This window comes from Polaribacter sp. M10, assembly GCF_054968445.1.
On sequence record NZ_JBSSBG010000004.1, the window covers coordinates 72,630 to 93,677 of the forward strand.

Below are 21,048 nucleotides of genomic sequence, written 5' to 3' on the forward strand. Positions count from 1 at the left end.
CATTCTAAGCGATTTCACATAGTTACATATTATAAATTCCCCAACTTATAATTAGTTTGTATTATATAAATACAATGTAAAAAAACAAAAGATTTAAGTTAATGTAAGTTCTTTTCGATAATTGCATACATATGTTCGTTAAAGTGTAGTTTTAGCAGTTTAAAATTTATAGAATCTTTAAAAAAAGTATCGAAAATTATTTTAGAAATACTATAAGAGGAAAGGAAGAAAAATAAAAAATCGTTCAATATAGAATTGAACGATTTTTTTGAGTCGCATTATCAAACCCCTTAACTTTTAATAACACTTATATAAATCCATCTCAAAGAAACGAAACTTATAAAGGCTGTAAATTCTATTTTAGATGATAAGCATAAAAATCACGATAACAAGTGCATCTACTTCGATTAATGATTTTTAAGTATTTTAAATAGCGCTAATAATATCGTATTTAGTAATGATTTGATAATCTCCATTTTCTAAATCAACCAAAACTGCTTCGTTTTTGTTTGATATCAATTTTGATATTTCATCAATTTTCGCAGATTTTTTTACAATTGGATAAGGTTTACCCATCACTTCTTTAATAGGTTTATTTGCGATATTTTTATCAGAAATAAAATGATGTAATAAATCAGTTTCATCTACAGATCCCACAAAACCAGCTGCGTCTTTAACGGGTATTTGAGATATTTTAAATTCTTTCATTCTTTCTATAGCATGAGAAATCAATTCTTCTGTTTGTGCTGTAATTAATGATTTTGACGTATGGTTTTTAATTAAATCTGCAGCAGTCGTAATTTTTTCTTCTAAAAAACCACGTTCACGCATCCAATCGTCATTAAACATTTTACCCACATATCTACTTCCATGATCGTGAAATAACACCACAACAACATCGTCTTTTGTAAAATGTTCTTTTAATTGCAATACACCTTTAATTGCTGCTCCTGCAGAATTCCCTAAAAACATCCCTTCTTCTTTGGCTAATTTTTGAGTATAAATAGCTGCATCTCTATCAGTTACTTTTGTAAAACCATCAATAATATCAAAGTTTACATTTTTAGGCAAAATATCTTCTCCTATACCTTCTGTAATGTACGGGTAGATTTCATTTTCATCGAAAATTCCAGTTTCATGATACTTTTTAAATACTGATCCATAAGTATCTACACCCCAAACTTTAACAGTTGTACCTGCTTCTTTGGCTTTCATTTTTAAATAAGAACCAACTCCAGAAATTGTACCTCCAGTTCCAACACCCACTACAAAATGAGTTACTTTACCTTTTGTTTGTTCCCAAATTTCTGGCCCTGTGCTTTGAAAATGTGCTTTTGTATTACTTGGATTGTCATATTGATTTACATACCAAGAATTTGGAGTTTCTTCTCCTAATCTTTTAGAAACTGAATAATAAGATCTTGGATCTGAAGGCTCTACATTTGTAGGACACACAACTACTTCTGCACCAACTGCTCTTAAAATATCCATTTTTTCTTTAGACTGCTTATCAGACATCACAAAAATACACTTGTACCCTTTAACAATAGCTGCTAAAGCCAAACCCATACCTGTATTTCCAGAAGTTCCTTCTATAATAGTTCCTCCTGGTTTTAAACGTCCATCTGCTTCTGCATCTAGAATCATTTGCAAAGCCATTCTATCTTTTACAGAGTTTCCTGGATTAAAAGTTTCGTATTTAGAAAGTACTAAACATGGTAATTCTTCTGTAAGTTTATTCAGTTTTACAAGTGGTGTATTTCCAATAGTTTCTAATATATTTTTTGCGTAGTTCATCTTTCTGATTTATATAACAAAGGTAAATTATTTTTTACGCCTTAACGAAATGTGTTAAAATAAAAATTGATTAATCCTTATTTTTAAGGACATATTCACAATTTAAATATGTTTTAATCAAACAATTTACGTATTAATTCCGAAATTAATAATTTGAATTGCAATAAATATTATAGATTTAAAGAACACAAACCAATTATTGAGCACCAAAAACTTATCAACCTTAAATTTTTCAGATAAGTTTGATGGTATCATCATTCTAAAATATTTTACAGAAATTATTGGAACATCACCCTAAAACAATTTAAGATTACTAAACTTTAAGCAAATTTTATAGATTTAGAAGGTTGAATTTTAGTTATAATGTAAGAAGGCACAATCAACATTAAAAAACACAACAACAACGTGCCAATATTTAAGAGAAGAATCGCTGTAAATGATATGTAAACTGGCATTGTAGTTACATAATATGTTTCTGGATTTAACGTAATTACCTTAAAATAATGCTGCACAAAAATAATTGACAAACCAATAATATTCCCCCAAAATAATCCTTTTAAAATAAGGTAAGATGCATTGTATAAAAAGACTTTTCTAATGCTTGTATTATTGCTTCCTAAGGCTTTTAAAATTCCGATCATTTGCACTCGTTCTAAAATTAAAACCAGTAAAGCTGTAATCATATTTATCCCAGCAATAACAATCATAATTGCAATGATAAACCACACATTATTATCAAATAATTTTATCCATTCAAATACATTTTGATAAGTTTCTACAATGGTTTTTGCATTTAAAGTTGCAATGGTTTCTTTATAAATTTGATTGTAAATTAGATCAATATCATCAAAATCATCAATTAAAACTTCAAAACCACCTACTTCATTTTCTGTCCATTTGTTTAGCTTTTGTACTTCTCTAATATCACCAATCATTACACTTTTATCAAACTGTGCAAAACCTGAATTGTAAATACCAGAAACAATATATTTTTTATTAGAGGGTAATTTACTGTTTACTGTTTTTAGAAAAGTTGCCAAAATGGTATCGTTCAAATTTAATTGCAAACGATTTGCAATAGTTTCTGACAATAAAACCTCTCTAGTTCTAGGTTGATTAAAATCTGGAACTTTACCTGCTACCAAATATTCTTTAAAAAAAGACCAATCGTAATCTGTAGAAACGCCTTTAAATATAATACCTTCAAAATTGGTTTTAGTTCTTAGAATTCCGCCTTTATTCGCAAAAACTTGAATGTTTTTAATGCCGGAAATATTTTTAAACTCCGGATAAAATTCTTGATCTTTTTTAACGGGTATTGTAGAAACTTCAGAATTGTTATTATCGTAATTTACAATTTGAATATGCCCTTTAAAACCCGCCATTTTATCGCGAATTTTATATTGCAACCCCAAACCAGTTGCCACAGCAATTAGCATTATAATCATACCCAATGCAATTGCAGTAATTGCAATTTTTATTATTGGAGATGAAATGCTATTTTTATACTTTTTGCCAGCAATAATGCGTTTTGCAATAAATAACTCGTAATTCAAATTGATGACTCTTTTTAATCCACGTAAAAGTACCTATTTATTTTTGTTTTTGTTGATGAATTTTCAGCTGATTTCTTGTGCGAATCAAGTTCAAAATTCAGAGTTTAAAGTTCAGAGTTCTAAAGAAGAACCAATAATTATTAAAACTGGTGCTGAACAAGTAAACTTGTATATTGATTTATTAAAAGGTAAAAATGTTGCTGTTGTTGGCAATCAAACCTCGGTAATTCAAAATTCAACATCTAAAAACCAAAGCTTTACACACTTGGTTGATAGCTTGTTAGCCTTAAACATCAACCTAAAAAAAGTATTTGCGCCTGAACATGGTTTTAGAGGAAAAGCGGATGCTGCAGAAATTGTTAAAGATGGTAAAGACGCTAAAACTGGCTTACCTATTGTTTCTTTATATGGAAAAAACAAAAAACCAAAGCCAGAACAACTAAAAAATATTGATGTTGTTGTTTTTGATATTCAAGATGTGGGCGTTCGTTTTTACACCTATATTTCTACATTACATTTTGTGATGGAAGCTTGTTCAGAAGCCGGAATTCCTGTATTAATTTTAGACAGACCCAACCCAAATGGACATTATATTGATGGTCCTGTTTTAGAAATGAAACATACTAGTTTTGTAGGTAAACATCCTGTTCCTGTGGTTTACGGAATGACCATTGGCGAATATGGACAAATGATAAATGGAGAAAAATGGCTCGAAAACGGAATTCAGTGCGATTTAAAAGTGATTCCTTTAAAAAATTATACACACACTTCTGAATATAGCTTAGCCATTAGACCTTCACCTAATTTACCAAATGATAAATCCATAAACCTTTACCCAAGTTTAGGTTTTTTTGAAGGGACAACTATTAATGCTGGTAGAGGAACCGAATTTCAGTTTCAAAGATATGGAGCTCCATTTTTCCCAAAGAGTGATTTTAGTTATACGCCAATTTCGAATTTTGGTGCAAAATATCCAAAGCATAAAGAAAAACTTTGTTATGGCGTAGATCTAAGCAATGAAAAAAAATTAAACGCTATACATTTAGAATGGTTGATTGACGCTTACAATAAAACTCCAAAAACAGAAAAATTCTTTGGAGAAACATTTACAATACACGCAGGTACAGAAAAATTACAAAAACAAATTGAACAAGGTTTGTCTGCCAAAGAAATTCAAAATACTTGGAAAAATGAATTGCAAAAGTTTCAAAAAATTAGAAGTAAATATTTAATTTATAATTAAAATCTACCTTCTCAAAACAGTTGCTACTTTTTTATCAAAAACTTTAGAATACACACTATCTACTTTATATTTCTTATAAAGTGCATCTGCACCTTTTAGTTTTAAATCGTCTTTAATATAGTTTAGCCAATTTAAATTATCAACCACTGCACTATCTAAAATTGCATTTGTAAAATTAGCTTTATTTAACTTTGTTTTTAATAAAATAGCGTTAGAAAGGTTGCTGTATTTTAAATCAGCATTATTTAAATTCGCATATCCTAAATCTGCATTTTTTAAATTGGCACTTTCAAAAATTGCTCTTCTAGCATCTATATTTACCAAAATTGCATCAGATAAATCTGCATCTTTTAAATTTATTCCTCTTAAAATAACGTTATATAAATTTGCGCCTTTTAGTTCTGCCTGAGTAAAATCGCTTTCTTGTAAAATTTGATCTTCAAAAAAAGCAGGATTTAAATCGCTTTTGCACAAAGTAATTAACAACTGACCTCTTTCTGGGCTTATTGAATGTGCTATTAAAACATCATCTACCAAATACCTGTAAGGTTTCATCGCTCTACTTAAACCCACAATTCTACTCACCAAAGTTTTTGATAGTTTCTTATTTTTTTTGGTTTCTAATTCAGTATTAATATCACTTAAAATATCACCCATAATAAACATTTGAGCCGATCTTCTAGAAGCTTCTGCCAAATGAGTTTGCTCTTGAATTTTTCTGTTTTGTTTTTTTAATAAACTATTTTGATAAATCATTAAAGTAGTAGGTAACAATGCAAATAACAACGCCACTACTCCAATTCTTGTTAACCTTCTAATAATACTAGCTATTAAATCTGACGTAGTTTGTAAAGAAATTCTTTTCTGTTCATTAAATTCTTGAATGGAATTGTAAATACTAGTTTTCAGTTTTTTACCAGCAATAAAAGTAGCTGTAAATTTTACAAAAAATAGCCATCGTTTCTTTTTTAATGGTTTCGATTTTTCTAGTTTAGCCAAACGTTCTTTTAAGATTAAATTCTCTTTTTCTAATTCTTTAATTTTATCAGACATCTTTACCTTATTAAAGCATTTTATAGGTTATTTCCTTTTCTTTTTCTCATTGTATTCGTAAGGCAAACGCTCTTTTAAAGCCTCAACAATATTATAAGTGGCAGGACAAATAAATGTATTTGCAATGGTTAAATCTGTAATTTGAATAAATTTACGTCTATCTGTATGCGGGTATTCTGCACAAGCTTTTGGCCTAACATCATAAATAAAACAAGTATTATCAGACCCATCTAAAAAAGAACAAGGTGCTGTTTTTAACACCATAAAATCATCAGAATCTCTTTCTAAATACGTGCTTATAAAATCGGCAACTTTCATTTTTAAATGTTTAGAAATTCGCTCAATATCTTTACCTGTAAAAATAGGACTTGTTGTTTTACAGCAATTTCCACAATCTAAACAATCTGTTTTTTCGAATTCTTTATCATGCAAATCTTGCATAACAACATCTAAATTTTTAGGTGTTCTTTTTCTTAAATTTCTAAAATATTTTTTGTTTTCTTGTAAGGCTTGTTCTGCCAAATTTGGTAATTGTTCTAAACGTTTTTGCATACTCGAAAAATACAATTATTTCTATAAAAGTATATGCTAAAATTATGTAAATTTGCATTTCAATTTTTTAGCCAAAATGAACATACAAAACACTATAGAAACCAAAGTAAAAGAAGGTTTTTTAGCATTATATCAAATAGAAATACCAACTGTAGAATTCCAAGCAACTCGTAAAGAGTTCGAAGGCGATATTACAGTTGTTGTTTTCCCTTTATTACGTTACAAAAAGGGTAATCCTGTTCAGATTGGCGAAGATTTAGGTAAATATATTGTAGAAAATGTAACTGAAATTACAAACTACAATGTGGTAAAAGGTTTTTTAAATTTGGTGATAGACGACAGCTATTACACAAATTTTTTCAATACAATTTACGATAATTCAACTTATGGTTTTGTATCGCCAAAGGCGGATGAAAAAGCAGTAATGGTAGAATATTCATCGCCAAACACCAACAAACCTTTACATTTAGGTCACGTTCGTAATAATTTATTAGGATATTCTGTTGCAGAAATTATTAAAGCTGCAGGTAAAAAAGTATATAAAACTCAGATTATAAACGATAGAGGAATACACATTTGTAAATCGATGTTGGCTTGGCAAAAATTCGGAGAAGGAGAAACTCCAGAATCTACAGGTTTAAAAGGCGATAAATTGGTTGGTAATTATTACGTAAAATTCGACCAAGAATACAAAAAAGAAATTGCTGATTTAATAGCAACTGGTGTATCTGAAGAAGAAGCTAAAAAACAAGCCCCACTTTTATTAGAAGCACAACAAATGCTTTTAAAATGGGAAGCTGGAGATGAAGATGTAGTAAAACTTTGGCAAACTATGAATTCTTGGGTTTACAATGGTTTTGATACTACTTACAAAAACTTAGGCGTAGATTTTGACAATCTTTACTACGAAAGCAACACTTATTTATTAGGTAAAGATGTTGTTGCAGAAGGTTTAGAAAAAGGTGTTTTTTACAGAAAAGAAGATGGTTCTGTTTGGTGCGATTTAACTGAGGATGGTTTAGATGAAAAAATCGTTTTAAGATCTGATGGAACTGCTGTTTATATGACTCAAGATATTGGTACTGCCATACAACGTGTAAAAGATTACACAGATGTAGGTGGTATGGTTTATACAGTTGGTAATGAGCAAGATTATCATTTTCAGGTTTTGTTTTTAATCCTTAAAAAACTAGGTTTTGATTGGGCTAAGCAATTGCATCATTTGAGTTATGGAATGGTCGATTTACCATCAGGAAAAATGAAATCTAGAGAAGGAACAGTTGTAGATGCAGATGATTTAATGGTAGAAATGACAACAACTGCCAAAGATATTTCAGAAGAATTAGGTAAATTAGATGGGTATTCTGATGATGAAAAAAATGAATTGTATAAAACCATTGGTTTAGGTGCATTAAAATATTTTATTTTAAAAGTAGACCCTAAAAAAAGAATTTTATTCGACCCAAAATCTTCTGTAGATTTTCAAGGAAACACAGGCCCTTTTATACAATATACTTACGCTAGAATTCAATCAATAATTAGAAAAGCAAACTTTGATTATTCAAAACCAGTTGCTAGTGATTTGCACGAAAAAGAGAAAGAACTATTAAAACAATTAGAATTATTTCCTGAAACTGTACAGCAAGCTGCTGCTAATTATTCACCAGCAGTTATTGCAAACTATACGTATGATTTGGTTAAGGAATTTAACTCTTTTTATCAAAATGTTTCTATCCTTGGAGAAGAGCATCAAGATAAAAAAATATTCAGAGTTCAGTTGGCAAAAAAAGTAGCAGACACTATAAAACAATCATTTTCATTATTAGGAATTAAAGTACCTAATAGAATGTAAATTGTTAAAAAAATACTTCAAATAAATTAAATTCATTATTTTTAAAATATATAAACTAATTATTTGAACAGATTTGGAATTATAACTAAATTTGAGCTAATTTTTTAATTTATATTAACGCTAAATTTAATTTTAAAAAATTAAAATAAATAACATTTTATGAAATACGACATCATTATTATCGGGAGTGGCCCTGGAGGTTATGTAACAGGAATTAGAGCATCTCAATTAGGCTTTAAAGTTGCAATTGTAGAAAAAGAATCTTTGGGTGGTATTTGTTTAAACTGGGGATGTATCCCTACAAAAGCATTATTAAAATCTGCTCAAGTTTATGATTATTTAAAACATGTAGATCAATATGGATTAAAAGTAGAAGCTTTTGATAAAGATTTTGATGCCGTAATTAAACGTAGTAGAGGTGTTGCAGAAGGAATGAGCAAAGGTGTTCAGTTCTTAATGAAAAAAAATAAAATTGATGTAATTAACGGTTTTGGTAAAATTAAAAACGGTAAAAAAGTAGATGTTACTGCAGAAGATGGTACGGTTACAGAATATGCTGCAGATCATATTATAATTGCAACTGGTGCTCGCTCTAGAGAATTACCAAGCTTACCACAAGATGGTAAAAAAGTTATTGGTTATAGACAAGCCATGACGTTACCAGAACAACCAAAATCTATGATTGTTGTAGGTTCTGGAGCTATTGGAGTAGAATTTGCACATTTTTATAATGCAATGGGTACAGAAGTTACTATTGTAGAATATATGCCCAACATAGTGCCTGTAGAAGATATCGATATTTCTAAACAATTCGAACGCTCTATTAAAAAAGCAGGTATTAAAGTAATGACAAATTCTTCTGTAGAATCTGTAGACACTTCTGGTGATGGAGTTGTTGCTACTGTAAAAACTAAAAAAGGAGAAGAAACTTTAGAAGCTGATATTTTATTATCTGCTGTGGGTATTAAATCGAACATCGAAAACATTGGTTTAGAAGATGTAGGTATTATTGTTGATAGAGATAAAATTTTAGTTAACGATTATTACCAAACAAACATACCTGGTTATTATGCTATTGGTGATGTTGTTCCTGGCCAAGCTTTAGCACACGTTGCTTCTGCAGAAGGAATAACTTGTGTAGAAAAAATAGCGGGTTTACATACAGAACCAATCGATTATGGTAATGTACCTGGTTGTACTTATGCTACCCCAGAAATTGCATCTGTAGGTTTAACTGAAGCCAAAGCAAAAGAAGCTGGTTACGAATTAAAAGTTGGTAAATTTCCATTCTCAGCTTCTGGTAAAGCAAAAGCAGCTGGTACACCAGATGGTTTTGTAAAAGTAATTTTTGATGCCAAATATGGCGAGTGGTTAGGTTGCCATATGATTGGTGCTGGAGTTACAGATATGATTGCTGAAGCAGTTTTAGGTCGTAAGTTAGAAACTACAGGTCATGAAGTACTAAAAACAATACATCCACACCCAACAATGAGCGAAGCAGTTATGGAAGCTGTCGCAGATGCCTACGATGAAGTTATTCACCTATAAAATTTGTTAATTCATAGAATAAATAATTAAAAGCTATATTTTTACTTATTTTTGTACCAGTTACATTTATTAAATCCCTCGCTTTAACGATTAATTAATATTACAATATAAATGGGTTTCGTTGAGTGGTTACTTTCTTTTATCTATAAGATAAAAACTTTTCCTCTGATTATACAGATTACTATTGTTTTAACAATGGTTTTTATAATAGCTACACTAGCTCTTATGATTACAATCTATACAATTAGAAGAAGACACAATAGACTGCAAAAAACACTTAAAAATAGTGTTCCAGAAATTGTAAAATTATTTGATGATATTCTATTTACAGAAAAGAGCTATTCAGAACAAGAAATCTTTACAAAATTCGAAGATATTGTAGATGAAGTTAATCGAGAATCTTTAGATATTGGTGTTGGCGTTTTAGTAGATTTTAAAAACGACAACAGAGAATCAGAAAAATATCCTCTAATTATAAGTGCTCTAGGTATTGTAGAGCACTTAGAGGCAAAATTCGATTCAAGATCTAACAGCGAAAAAATTGATGCATTTCAAGAAGCATTTGTATTAGATTTAAACAAATTTGATTCAAAAGTATTAAGATACGCCTACAGTAAAAACAAATTGATTCGTAGTGAAGCTAGAAACTCCTATTTAGCACTGAGCACCAACGACCCTTATCGTTTTTTCGACGAATTTGATCGTGACTTAAGTAAATGGGATCAAATTGAATTAATGCAATACCTCGAACTACAAAAAGAAAGAGGAAACTTAGAGGGGTTAGGGAAATGGATCAACTACTCTAAAAATGACTCACTAGTTGTTTTCTTAATTAAAATGGTAGGCTTTTTTAAACAAAAAGGTATCAACGAAATTTTAATAGAAAAATTAGAAGACGATAACGAATACGTAAGAGCAGAAGCAATTAACACGCTAGGAGAATTAAACATTTCTGAAACAGAGCAAAATTTAATTGATAGATATTATACTGAGCCAGAAATTTGTCAAGTTGCTATCGTAAAAACAATTAGAAAATTTAACACAGGTAAATCGCTTAAGTTTTTGCAAGAAATCTTTTCGGATTCTAACAATACAGATACCAAAAAGATTATTGCAGAAGCAATTTTAAATTATAGTTACGAAGGTAAAATTGCTTTTCAAAACTTAAAAAATACATTAAAAGGATTTGATTTAACGATATTAAAACACGTTGAAACACCTTTAATAAAATACAAGTAAATGTTTGAAATTTTTGTAAAAATTTATGAGTACTTTATATTTTTCTATGCAACTTCCCTAATTCTAAGTTACATAGTATTAGCTATATTCTCTTTTATAGCCATTAATAAATACAAAAGTTATAATACTGATATTGATGACGAAGAGTTATTAAGCTCACATTTAGCTCCTGGTATTTCCGTAATTGCACCAGCATATAACGAAGAGAAAACAATTATTGTAAACGTAAAATCTTTACTTACATTAAACTACCCACTTTTCGAAGTAATTATTGTAAATGATGGTAGTAAAGATGATACGCTTAAATTACTTATCGAAGAATTCGATTTAATTGAAGCTCCTTTTGCCTACGTAGAAAAAATTAAAACCAAACCTTACAAAAGAACATTTAAATCTCAAAATCCTAAATACGATATCTTAACAGTTATCGATAAAGAAAATGGGGGTACAAAGGCTGATGCCTTTAACGCAGGATTAAATGCATCCGTATTTCCATATTATTTAAATACAGACGTAGATTGTATTTTGGCAAGAAATACATTAACAAAAATGATTAAGCCAATCTTAAGTTCTAAAACAACTGTTATTGCTGTTGGTGCAACATTAAGAATGTCTAATAACTGTGAAATTGAAGAAGGAATTATTACCAGAGTAAGACCTCCAAAAGCATTAATACCTCGTTTTCAAGAGCTAGAATATATTAGATCGTATTTATTAGGAAAAATGGGTTGGGAATTAATTAACTCTGTACCAAACGTTTCTGGCGGATTAGGTATGTTTGATAAAGATATAGCCATTAAAGCCGGTGGTTATGGAGCAGATTCTCATGCAGAAGATATGGATATGATGACAAGGATGGCTGCACACATGATGAACAACAGACTTGATTATAAAATTGGATATATCCCTCTTTCTTGTTGTTGGACAGAAGGACCACCAAATATTCAAATTTTAGGTAGACAGCGTACTAGATGGGCCAGTGGATTATTTCAAATGTTTAGTGAACACAGAAAAATTCTATTCAATCCAAACTATAAAAGATTGGGTTTAATAACATTTCCATACATTTTTATTTTTGAGTTTTTAGCGCCAATTATAGAAGCCTTTGGTATTTTATTCTCAATATTTCTATTATTTTATGGATATGTAAACTGGAATTTTGCACCATTAATCTTATTGTATTCTTATACTTTTGCCATAATGATTTCATCAATTGTAATTATTTGGGATCAAATGACGTTTAAGTATTACAATACCACAAGAGAGGTACTAACGCTATTTTTAACTGCATTTATAGAGCCATTTATTTATCACCCAATGATTATGTTTTTCTCTTTAAAAGGATATTTCAGTTACGTTACATCTAGAGAACTTGCTTGGGGAACAATGACAAGAAAAGGATTTGACAATGAAGATGAAAAAAAGAAAAAGTCTGATAGTGGCAATAATAATGATGGTGGAGATAACTCTGGAAATGCTGGAGGTAAAAAACAAAGTATTTTTGAAAAATTAAAAAAAGGAAAAAGTACAGACTCAGATTTTGAGCCTATAAAAACATAAATTACCATATAATTATTATGAAAATTAATAAGTTAACTTTACTTTTAATTGCGGTTATTCTATCACAATTAAATATATATTCTCAAGATGTTTACGATTCTTCCGATTTATATTTTGAAGAAGCTAAAAGAGATATTGCAGAACAAAACTTTACAAGAGCTGCAAAAATGAGTTGGAGAGGGCTACAATTAGCGCCAGACGACTTAGATTTAAAAACCTTATTGGGTAAAGCCAATTTACAATTAGGTAGATATGATACTGCTAGATATGTTTTAAAACAAGTATACGAGAGAAGAAGAAAAGATATCGATGTTTTAGGTTTTTTAGTAACTATAGAACACACTACAAAAAGATATTCTGATGCTATTTGTTTTGTAAATGAACTTTTAGAAATTACACCTTACAGTAGAGGCTGGTGGAGAAGAAAAATTTTGATTTATAAAGAAATGGGTAATTTAGAAGAAGCTGAAAGAGCTTTAAAAAGATTATACCAAATCTATCCAGATGACACTGAAATACAGAACGACTATAATTACATAATGCTTAATGATGGTAATAGTGCTGTTGAAAACCGAAGATATGATGATGCCAATCAAGTATACAAAACCGTAATCGACAATGATCCATCTAATAAACAATAGGTATTATTAGAAACGAATTGCTAAAAGGAGATCCTGAAATTGCTTTACAGTATACAAATAGAGCGTTATTAGAATTAAGATATGACCAAGAGTTAATAGAAAAGAAAATAGGTTTATTAGAGGAATTAGGCAGGCATGAAGAAGCAATTGTTTACATAAAAACCAAAGTAGATAAAGATAAATTCCCAACGATACATTCTGAAACTTTACCCTATTTAATGCAGCAATCTGCAAATTTTAATGTATATAATGATTCTTATGAAATTCAAAAAAAGTTATTAGATCTTAATGGTAATTCAGAATCACAAACCTATGTAATTAACAATGCATTAGGTAAGGGTTATGATGTTGATGCTGAATATTTCCTTAAAAAAGGGATTAAAAGAAGTCCGAATAATAAAAAGCTTTTAGTACAATTAAAAGAATTATACAGACCAATTAAAGATAAAGAAAGGTTTGAAAAAGAAGTTTTAAAACTACACGAAAAATTCCCAAATGATGCTGATATTACATACGATTATAATTTAGTAATGTATGGTAGAGCAAAAACTTTAGTAGAAAACAGACAATTCGATGAAGCCTTGCCAATTTTTGAAGACTTAGTATCATCACCAGATTTTCAAAAAGAATCAGAGCTTCAAATTTTCGGAATTTATTTAGCCTTACAAAAGTATGATGAAGCTACAGATCAAATTGATAAATTGATTGGTTTAGAACCAGATAATCCAGATTATTTGGTAAAAAAATCTACTTTATATCAAGAAATGGAATTGTTTGAAGACGCTCTAGAAATTACAAGAGGTTTAGAACAACAATATCCTTTAGAAGATAAATATCCCAGAATTTACGTTTCTCAAACAGAAGCCTATGCTACTTATTTAATGAGAGAACAAAGATATCGTGCAGTTTTACCAGTTGTAGAAGATGGCCTTACAAGAGAAAACAATAACAAAAGATTGTTAGAAATTGCCATAAATGCATCCTCTGCAATTCCTGATTACGAACAAGGCGTAAATTATAGTAAAAGTGCTTTAAGTTTTTATCCAAATAACAAAAACTTTAAACTAAAGTTATCTAATTTATTAGCTCAAAACAAACAATATGATGATGCTATAAGTGTTTTAGATTCTTTAAAAACAGTTTATAAATACGATAGAAAAATAAAAAATTCTTTAGCAGAAGTACTTTGGTTTAGAGGTAAAAATAAAGAAGAAGAAGGTTTAATTGATGAAGCCATAGAAGATTATCGAATTTCTGATTCGTTAAACTCAACAGAGGGTTATGCTTTACAAAGAATGATAAATTTATATATTGAAAAAAAACCTAATGATGAGGCTTTAGAAATTGTAAATGAAAAATTAGAAGAATATCCAAATGACAATTTCTTAAAATACAAAAAAGGAATCGTTTTTGAGTTAATGGAGCAATATGATTCTGCTTATTATTACCAAAGTTTTAGAGAAATAGAAGATCCTTTTGAAAGAAATAGCTGGAACAACGCTTTAGAAGTTTTAAAAGCGGCTAAACTTAAAAACAAATTAGCAGCCACTTACACACAAGCTTCATCAGATTCAATAGCTTTTAGTACATCTTTGGCAAGTTTAGGATATAGCCACAGATATGATGAAAAAAACACCTTTGGTGCAGATTTAAATTATGCAGCTAGAAGATCTGGTGTTGGTGTTCAAGGAGGTTTAAATTATTCAAGAGTTTTTTCTCCTACACTTTATGCTGATGTTGGTGTATTGCTTGGTTCTAAGTTTTTTCCTAAATTTATTTTATATGGTAATGCCTATAAGGGTTTAAAAAATGGTTATGAAGCTAATGCTGGTTTAAAATTTACACGTTTTTCAATTACAGAAGTAAACACATCAGTTACACCTAATGAAACCACGATTGTTGATAAAAACTTTATTACTTTAAACCTTGGTGCATCTAAAACTTGGGAAGATATATGGTTAAATGCTAAGGTTCAATTAATGAGGGATGATCTGTACAACTATTTTAACTTTGCTACACAAACACGTATAAATATAAATACTAGGATGGATTATGTGAGCTTTATTGTCTCCTTTGGTAGTGCACCTTTTAACGATCAATTAGCAGAGGGTGAAACTGCTTTCTTAGATTTTTCTAATGTTTTAGTTGGTGCTGGGTATGGTTACAACATATCTCCAAAAACGTTGTTATTAGTAAACGGTTCTTGGATTAATTTTAAAAGTCCTATAACAGATAGTACAGCTTTAGCATTTATAAATCAATATAATTTATCTGTATCAATAATAACAAGATTCTAAGGAATCTATCTTAATTCCCCAAAAACACTATGTTTAAAAAATACATATTCTTATTTATATTTTTTTTAAGCTTGACATCTTGTGCACAAAATAAAATAACACTGTATTCTAAAGAAGCTAAAATATCGCCTAAAATAAATATTCCATTTGCTGCAGGTATTTTAGTGAGTAAGGCTGCTGAAGATTTTAATAAAAAATTTAAAACAGTTACAGGCGAAATTTTAAAAATAGAAAGAAGTAATAGTTTAAATAAAAATTATAATTACATATTACTTAGAATTAATCCTACTCAAAAAGATAATTTTTGTATTTACAAAAAAGATAAAAACATAACCATACAAGGTTCTAATGCGCAACATTTAATGTATGGCATTAGCGATTTTTTTAAAAGATATACCAATCTAACTTTTAACGATTTAAACACTGTTAGCGATAACTATATTTCAGAAATTAATATTCCTGAGCAGTTTAGCATTTGTTCTTCTCCTGAATTCGAATATAGAGAACCGTATTATGCTTCTAACCTAAATCCAGAATTTAGAGCTTGGCACAAAACCAGTTCTTTAGAGTTAGAATGGGGAATTTGGGGCCATAATTTGCCTAAGTTACTTAAAGATTACAATCTACCAGAATCTGTTTATGCAAAAGTGGGTAGTGCAAGAACTAAAAAACAGTTCTGTTTTACAAGCGATAGTTTGTACAAATATGTAAATGAAAATGTAAAAAGAATTTTTGATAGCGATCATGCTTTTAACAAATACATGATTTTACCAAATGATAACAATATTGTCTGTACTTGTAATACTTGTAAAGCTGTGGGTAATACTTCTCAAGATGCAGCACCTGCTGTGTTTACATTTTTAAATAAATTGGCAAAAGACAATATAAGATCTACTTTTTTTACAACAGCTTACATCACCGTAAAAAATGTTCCGAAATTTAAAGCAGAAAGCAATACAGGAATTTTTTACAGTACAATTGATGTACAAAAAGGAATTCCTTTAGAAAATACCAAAAAATTTAAAAACTTTGAAAGGGACATCAAAAAATGGAGCAATTATTTAAACAACGTTTACGTTTGGGATTATACTGTAAATTATGATAATTATTTTGATGTTTATCCAACATTAAAAGTTACACAACAGAATTTAAAACTGTACAAAAAGTTAGGCATTAATGGCGTTTTTTTGCATGGAAGCGAATATGATTACAGCACTTTTCAAGAGTTAAAATCCACAATTTTTGCCAAACTTTTATGGAGTCCAAATATTGATGTTGATCAAGAAATAAAAAATTATTTCAACGAAAAATACTCCAATAAATTAGCGAGTATTTTAACAAATTATTACACACATATAGACAACTCTTTTTACACAAGTAATAAAGAATTAAGCATTTACAGTGGTATAGATAAAACTGTAAAAAAATATTTAGACCCTAAAGTGTTTTTTGATTTTTATGATGAATTCAACACACACACTCAAAGTAATAAATACGATAAAGAATATTTAAAATTGGCTACTGCCCTTACTTTTCTTAAATTAGAAATTATGAGAGATTATGGTTTGGGAATTTATGGTTTTGGTACTTTAAATAACGATCGAGAAATTATTGTTAAAAACGAAGCAGGCATTCTTTTAGATAATTTAGCCGCTTATAGCAGATCTGCAAATCTAAAAACATATAACGAAAGAAAATATAATATTAGTGATTATATTAATAGTTGGCGAAAAACGATTTACAAATATCACAAAAGAAAACATTATTTTTACAAGAAAAATTTTGAGGTTTTATCTAAGTTAGATGAAGATTATACCAATATAAAAATGCTTAATGATGGTGCTTTTGGTTTAAATGATTATAACACAAATTGGCACATTTCTTCTGTGGATAATCTGGTTTTAAAAATTGATAAAGCTGGTATTTCTAAATCTAAAAAAATTACTTTTTCTTTTTTGCAAGATGTAAAACACCATATTTATTATCCTGGAGTGATAGAAATTTTAGATACCAATAACAACATCATTAAAAAATTAAAAGTAAAAAAAGACGATTCTAATTTAGATATAAAAGAAGTTTCTATAGAACTTCCTACAAAATTCGATGATGAGCAACTATCAGACAGTTTTATAATTAAAGTAAAAAAACAAAATATTGGAGGTAAAAATGCTTTGGCTTGTGATGAAATTATATTTAATTAAAAAATATTAAATTTACAACAATGAAAAAATTACTCATACTTTTTATTTTAACATTAACTATTAGCGCTTGCGATTTTAGAAAGCCTGATATTAATAACGTTAGAAAAACAAAAATGGAAATTGAAAATCCAGATAGACATTACTATCCAATATTACGTGGATCTGAACTAACAGCAGAATACAAGTTTTATAATAGAGGTAATGAGCCATTAATCATTTACGATGTACAAGCTTCTTGTGGTTGTATAGATATCGATTATCCATCAACATCGATTGGTAAAGATGATTTTGGTTATATAACATTAGATTATGATAGTGCTAAAAATATTGGCTATGTTGAGTTTTATGTAACTATAGTTGCCAATACAGAAAAAGACATTTTTACAACTATTAAATTCGATTTAAATGTGGTTACTTCTCCACATTATACGCAAGATTACGAAGAAATCTATTTACAAAGAAGAAAAGAAAAATTAGCAGGAGAAGTTGATGGTGACCTTACACAACAAGGCTACTATGTAGATGAAGAAAGAACAATTAGATAACAGAAACAATTTAAAAATCAAAAATAAATGAAAGCAAAATATCAAAGTGTACTAGACTTAGGCGAACAATTAAACATTCAAGATGGAGAGGTTAAAGAAGAAAATGGTAAATTAATTGTTAAAGGAACAGCTAAAAACCAGTACGAAAAAAACATTCTTTGGGATGAAATAAAAAAGATTGGTGGAGAAAATCCTACAGATATTATGGCAGACATTAGAGTTGCTGATACTTCTATTTACGCAACGCATACTGTAGAAAAAGGAGAAACTTTAGGAAAAATAGCAAAGCATTATTATGGAAAACCAATGAAATATGTTGCTATTTTTGAAGCAAATAAAGATATTTTAAGCAACCCAGATGTAATTCATCCAGGTCAAGAATTGGTGATTCCTAATTTGTAAGAATCCATAAATTAGAAAATAAAAAAGCCGAAGTTTAAAAACTTCGGCTTTACTTTTTCTAAAAAACTATAACAACGATTTTTGCAAACCATTCTCAATACTTATCCATAAATAATTCCAAAAAGATTTAGTTTTATTTCTTTCTACTTCTTTAACATCTACTTTTACCATTCCGTTTTTAGAAGAATCTTTTACAAAAAGATTAATAACCCAACTTATAATTGTTTTCTTCTTTTTTTCATCGTCTAAAACTTGAATATCAAAATTTTTGAAATCCATTTCCATTTTTCCGTTAGAAAAATTCTTGTCCCCTTCAAAATCAAAATACATTTTATTAATTTGCCCTTTAATTTTTACATTTGTTGTAGGCTGAATAAACGCACTCATATTTTTAGAACTTACATTCAATAAACTTCCAGTTATTCTAAAATCATCATTTTTATTATTAATATCAAACGTCCAAATAATATCTAAAGCAGACGTTTTCATAAATTTAGATTGAATATTAACCGTTGTTAATTTTTCTATTTTATTTTCTTTATTATTAATATTTTGAATTTGCGCTTTCAAATCATCAAACACCAAAATACCAGCATCATTACCTTTTTTGGTATATTCTTCATAAACAATCTCTGAGTTTATAATATCAATATTTTTTACATCAATATCAAAAGGTAGTTCTCTTAAACTTTTGCTGTATAAATTTTTAATTCTGGTTCTCTCCTTTAGATGTGTTGCATCCAAATATAAATTAAAGAAAATACCATCTAATAAAATGTTATCTATAGAAAAACTCAATTTTTTCTTTTGAGTAAGCAAAATATTATCAACTTTAATTTCTTTTGCAAGTAACGTTAATAATTCTTTTTCTTTTTTAAGATGATAAATATAATCCTCTGTTGATTTTAGCGGAACAATTTCTAAACTATCTACAGTAATTTCATCAGTTTCAAAAAGTAATTTTTTAAACTTTACTTTCTGAACTTTAGAAAATTGAGATTCAAAACCAATTACAGAAGTTTTAATATCTGAGTATTTAAAAGGAATAGAATTCTTTAAAATAGTATCTAGTTCAAAATCATTAATTTCAATTGCAATATTTTTTACAGTTAAAGGATACTTATCTTTTTTTAAAACATTTATTTCGATAGTATTTAAATCAATTTCCTTTATTTTAATTTTTGGTAATTTTTTAGTCTTCGTATTTTTTTCAACCTTAATTGTATCCTTTTTTTTTGATTGATGTAAAAAATTTCCAGAGATCTTTAAATGATCTGTCTCTAAATCAGAAAATATAATTTCCTTATTTTGAAAATAAGTAAAATAAGAAAAACCATCTAAGGCAATTTTAGTTGCTTTAAAATTCAAGCTATCTTTTTGGTAATTTACATCTTTAAGAGAAAGATTACCTAATAAAAAATTTACAGAAACCTCTTTGTAAGCAATGTTTTTAGATTTTAAAAAACTGTCTATTTTATTAGTTCCATAAACATCTGCAATTTTATAGAGTATTATAATAGATGCTATAATAAGTGCTATGTTAATATATCTTTTCTTGTTCATAAGCTTAAATCTTCTATACAAATTTAAGTTTCAAATTTAATTTTTATTAAACCATATAGAATAATCTTTAACTGATTCAGTTTTTTTATATTTGAAAAAAAGTATGGATCCAAATAATTATATGGATAAAAGGAATCAAAAATTCCTGAAATATTGGGAAGAAAAGAGGAAAAACAAAAAAGAGTATACCATAAAAAATAGTGCCGTATTTAGCTTTATTTTTAGTGCATTGTATTGTGTTATTAAATATGGTTTTACCACAGAAGCTTTTAAAGTATTTCCTATTTGTTTTCTAATGATTTCTGTTATTTACGGACTCTATGTGTATTTTATCGAATTTAATTTACACGAAAAGAAATATCAAAAATTAAAAAAAGAGCGCTAAAATTTGATTACAAATAAAAAGAAATTCTACACAGAAATTTTAAAAGCACTTCTAAAACTTGTTATAGCAGGTGTTTTAATTGGTATTTTAAAGCAATACGATTTGGCAATTGCCATTCTTTTAATCCTAAAAATTATTCATAATATTTATAAAGAAATACTAAAACCTAAAACCGATAAAAATTGGTTATTGTTAGCAGGTATGTTATTAACGGGATTTGGAGGCGTAGTTGGCGAAACTTGGGGAGTTGCCAATGGTTATTGGGAATATCATCAAGTATCTAGAGAAATCCCTTTATGGGTGCCTTTTGCTTGGATGTTGGCTTTTCATTATTTATACAAATTAGAACGAAATATAATTCCGTATTTACAACATCCAACGCAAAAAAATAAAATTATTTTAGCCATTATATTAGCGCTAATTCTACCTGCTTTTGGAGAAGTAATTACCATTCTTTTAGGTGTTTGGACCTATTATTGGCCTTATCAAATTTTTGGAGTGCCTTTGTACGCCTTTTTATGCTTACTTTTTGTACACATGCTAGTTTACAGCATATTACATTATGCGTGTAAAAAATATAAAATTGATGATATTGTGTACAACTAAAAAATATT

Annotated in this window: 17 protein-coding genes; 12 read left to right on the forward strand and 5 right to left on the reverse strand. The window is 28.6% G+C overall.

Features of this window, described 5'->3' with window-relative positions:
* Positions 1-426 precede the first annotated feature (426 nt).
* Positions 427-1,797, reverse strand: coding sequence for a pyridoxal-phosphate dependent enzyme (locus tag ACWYN7_RS06235; protein ID WP_462858997.1), 1,371 nt, complete (start codon positions 1,795-1,797; stop codon positions 427-429).
* Between the two features lie 320 nt (positions 1,798-2,117).
* Positions 2,118-3,353: an ABC transporter permease gene (locus ACWYN7_RS06240; RefSeq protein ID WP_462858998.1), complete on the reverse strand. Its 1,236-nt coding sequence runs from the start codon at positions 3,351-3,353 to the stop codon at positions 2,118-2,120.
* 4 nt (positions 3,354-3,357) lie between these two features.
* On the opposite strand from ACWYN7_RS06240, the gene ACWYN7_RS06245 reads away from it, so the two are divergent.
* On the forward strand, positions 3,358-4,596 hold the full coding sequence (locus ACWYN7_RS06245; protein WP_462859000.1) for an exo-beta-N-acetylmuramidase NamZ family protein: 1,239 nt from the start codon (positions 3,358-3,360) through the stop codon (positions 4,594-4,596).
* 3 nt (positions 4,597-4,599) lie between these two features.
* On the opposite strand, the gene ACWYN7_RS06250 is transcribed toward ACWYN7_RS06245, so the two are convergent.
* Positions 4,600-5,649 (reverse strand): pentapeptide repeat-containing protein, encoded by a 1,050-nt coding sequence (locus tag ACWYN7_RS06250; RefSeq protein WP_462859001.1) that lies wholly within the window; start codon positions 5,647-5,649, stop codon positions 4,600-4,602.
* A gap of 27 nt (positions 5,650-5,676) precedes the next feature.
* Positions 5,677-6,201, reverse strand: coding sequence for a YkgJ family cysteine cluster protein (locus ACWYN7_RS06255; protein ID WP_462859002.1), 525 nt, complete (start codon positions 6,199-6,201; stop codon positions 5,677-5,679).
* A 76-nt stretch (positions 6,202-6,277) separates the two neighbouring features.
* Here ACWYN7_RS06255 and argS point away from each other — a divergent pair, with 76 nt between their 5' ends.
* The 9 genes from argS (at position 6,278) to ACWYN7_RS06300 (ending at position 18,486) form a co-directional block, all read left to right on the forward strand.
* A complete protein-coding gene (gene argS / locus ACWYN7_RS06260; protein WP_462859003.1) occupies positions 6,278-8,053 on the forward strand; it encodes an arginine--tRNA ligase in 1,776 nt (591 codons plus the stop codon).
* A 159-nt stretch (positions 8,054-8,212) separates the two neighbouring features.
* Positions 8,213-9,601 (forward strand): dihydrolipoyl dehydrogenase, encoded by a 1,389-nt coding sequence (gene lpdA / locus ACWYN7_RS06265; protein ID WP_462859005.1) that lies wholly within the window; start codon positions 8,213-8,215, stop codon positions 9,599-9,601.
* Between the two features lie 225 nt (positions 9,602-9,826).
* Positions 9,827-10,840 (forward strand): HEAT repeat domain-containing protein, encoded by a 1,014-nt coding sequence (locus tag ACWYN7_RS06270; RefSeq protein ID WP_462859006.1) that lies wholly within the window; start codon positions 9,827-9,829, stop codon positions 10,838-10,840.
* Positions 10,841-12,400 (forward strand): glycosyltransferase family 2 protein, encoded by a 1,560-nt coding sequence (locus ACWYN7_RS06275; RefSeq protein WP_462859007.1) that lies wholly within the window; start codon positions 10,841-10,843, stop codon positions 12,398-12,400.
* A 17-nt stretch (positions 12,401-12,417) separates the two neighbouring features.
* Entirely contained in the window at positions 12,418-13,041 is a 624-nt protein-coding gene (locus ACWYN7_RS06280) for a tetratricopeptide repeat protein (RefSeq protein ID WP_462859008.1), read from the forward strand.
* Positions 13,042-13,058: 17 nt separating this feature from the next.
* Positions 13,059-15,338 carry a YaiO family outer membrane beta-barrel protein gene (locus ACWYN7_RS06285; protein ID WP_462859009.1) on the forward strand — a complete coding sequence of 760 codons (2,280 nt, stop codon included), beginning with the start codon at positions 13,059-13,061 and terminating at the stop codon, positions 15,336-15,338.
* Positions 15,339-15,409: 71 nt separating this feature from the next.
* On the forward strand, positions 15,410-17,539 hold the full coding sequence (locus ACWYN7_RS06290; RefSeq protein WP_462859010.1) for a DUF4838 domain-containing protein: 2,130 nt from the start codon (positions 15,410-15,412) through the stop codon (positions 17,537-17,539).
* A gap of 20 nt (positions 17,540-17,559) precedes the next feature.
* On the forward strand, positions 17,560-18,084 hold the full coding sequence (locus tag ACWYN7_RS06295; protein WP_462859011.1) for a DUF1573 domain-containing protein: 525 nt from the start codon (positions 17,560-17,562) through the stop codon (positions 18,082-18,084).
* Between the two features lie 27 nt (positions 18,085-18,111).
* Entirely contained in the window at positions 18,112-18,486 is a 375-nt protein-coding gene (locus ACWYN7_RS06300; RefSeq protein WP_462859012.1) for a LysM peptidoglycan-binding domain-containing protein, read from the forward strand.
* A 66-nt stretch (positions 18,487-18,552) separates the two neighbouring features.
* Here ACWYN7_RS06300 and ACWYN7_RS06305 read toward each other — a convergent pair whose 3' ends face one another.
* On the reverse strand, positions 18,553-20,049 hold the full coding sequence (locus tag ACWYN7_RS06305) for a hypothetical protein (RefSeq protein WP_462859013.1): 1,497 nt from the start codon (positions 20,047-20,049) through the stop codon (positions 18,553-18,555).
* A gap of 103 nt (positions 20,050-20,152) precedes the next feature.
* On the opposite strand from ACWYN7_RS06305, the gene ACWYN7_RS06310 reads away from it, so the two are divergent.
* Positions 20,153-20,434, forward strand: a complete 282-nt coding sequence (locus ACWYN7_RS06310) for a hypothetical protein (protein ID WP_462859014.1) — start codon at positions 20,153-20,155, stop codon at positions 20,432-20,434.
* A 3-nt stretch (positions 20,435-20,437) separates the two neighbouring features.
* The gene (locus ACWYN7_RS06315) at positions 20,438-21,040 is read left to right on the forward strand and encodes a hypothetical protein (RefSeq protein WP_462859015.1); all 603 of its coding nucleotides are present in this window, start codon (positions 20,438-20,440) and stop codon (positions 21,038-21,040) included.
* The last annotated feature ends 8 nt before the right edge of the window (positions 21,041-21,048 follow it).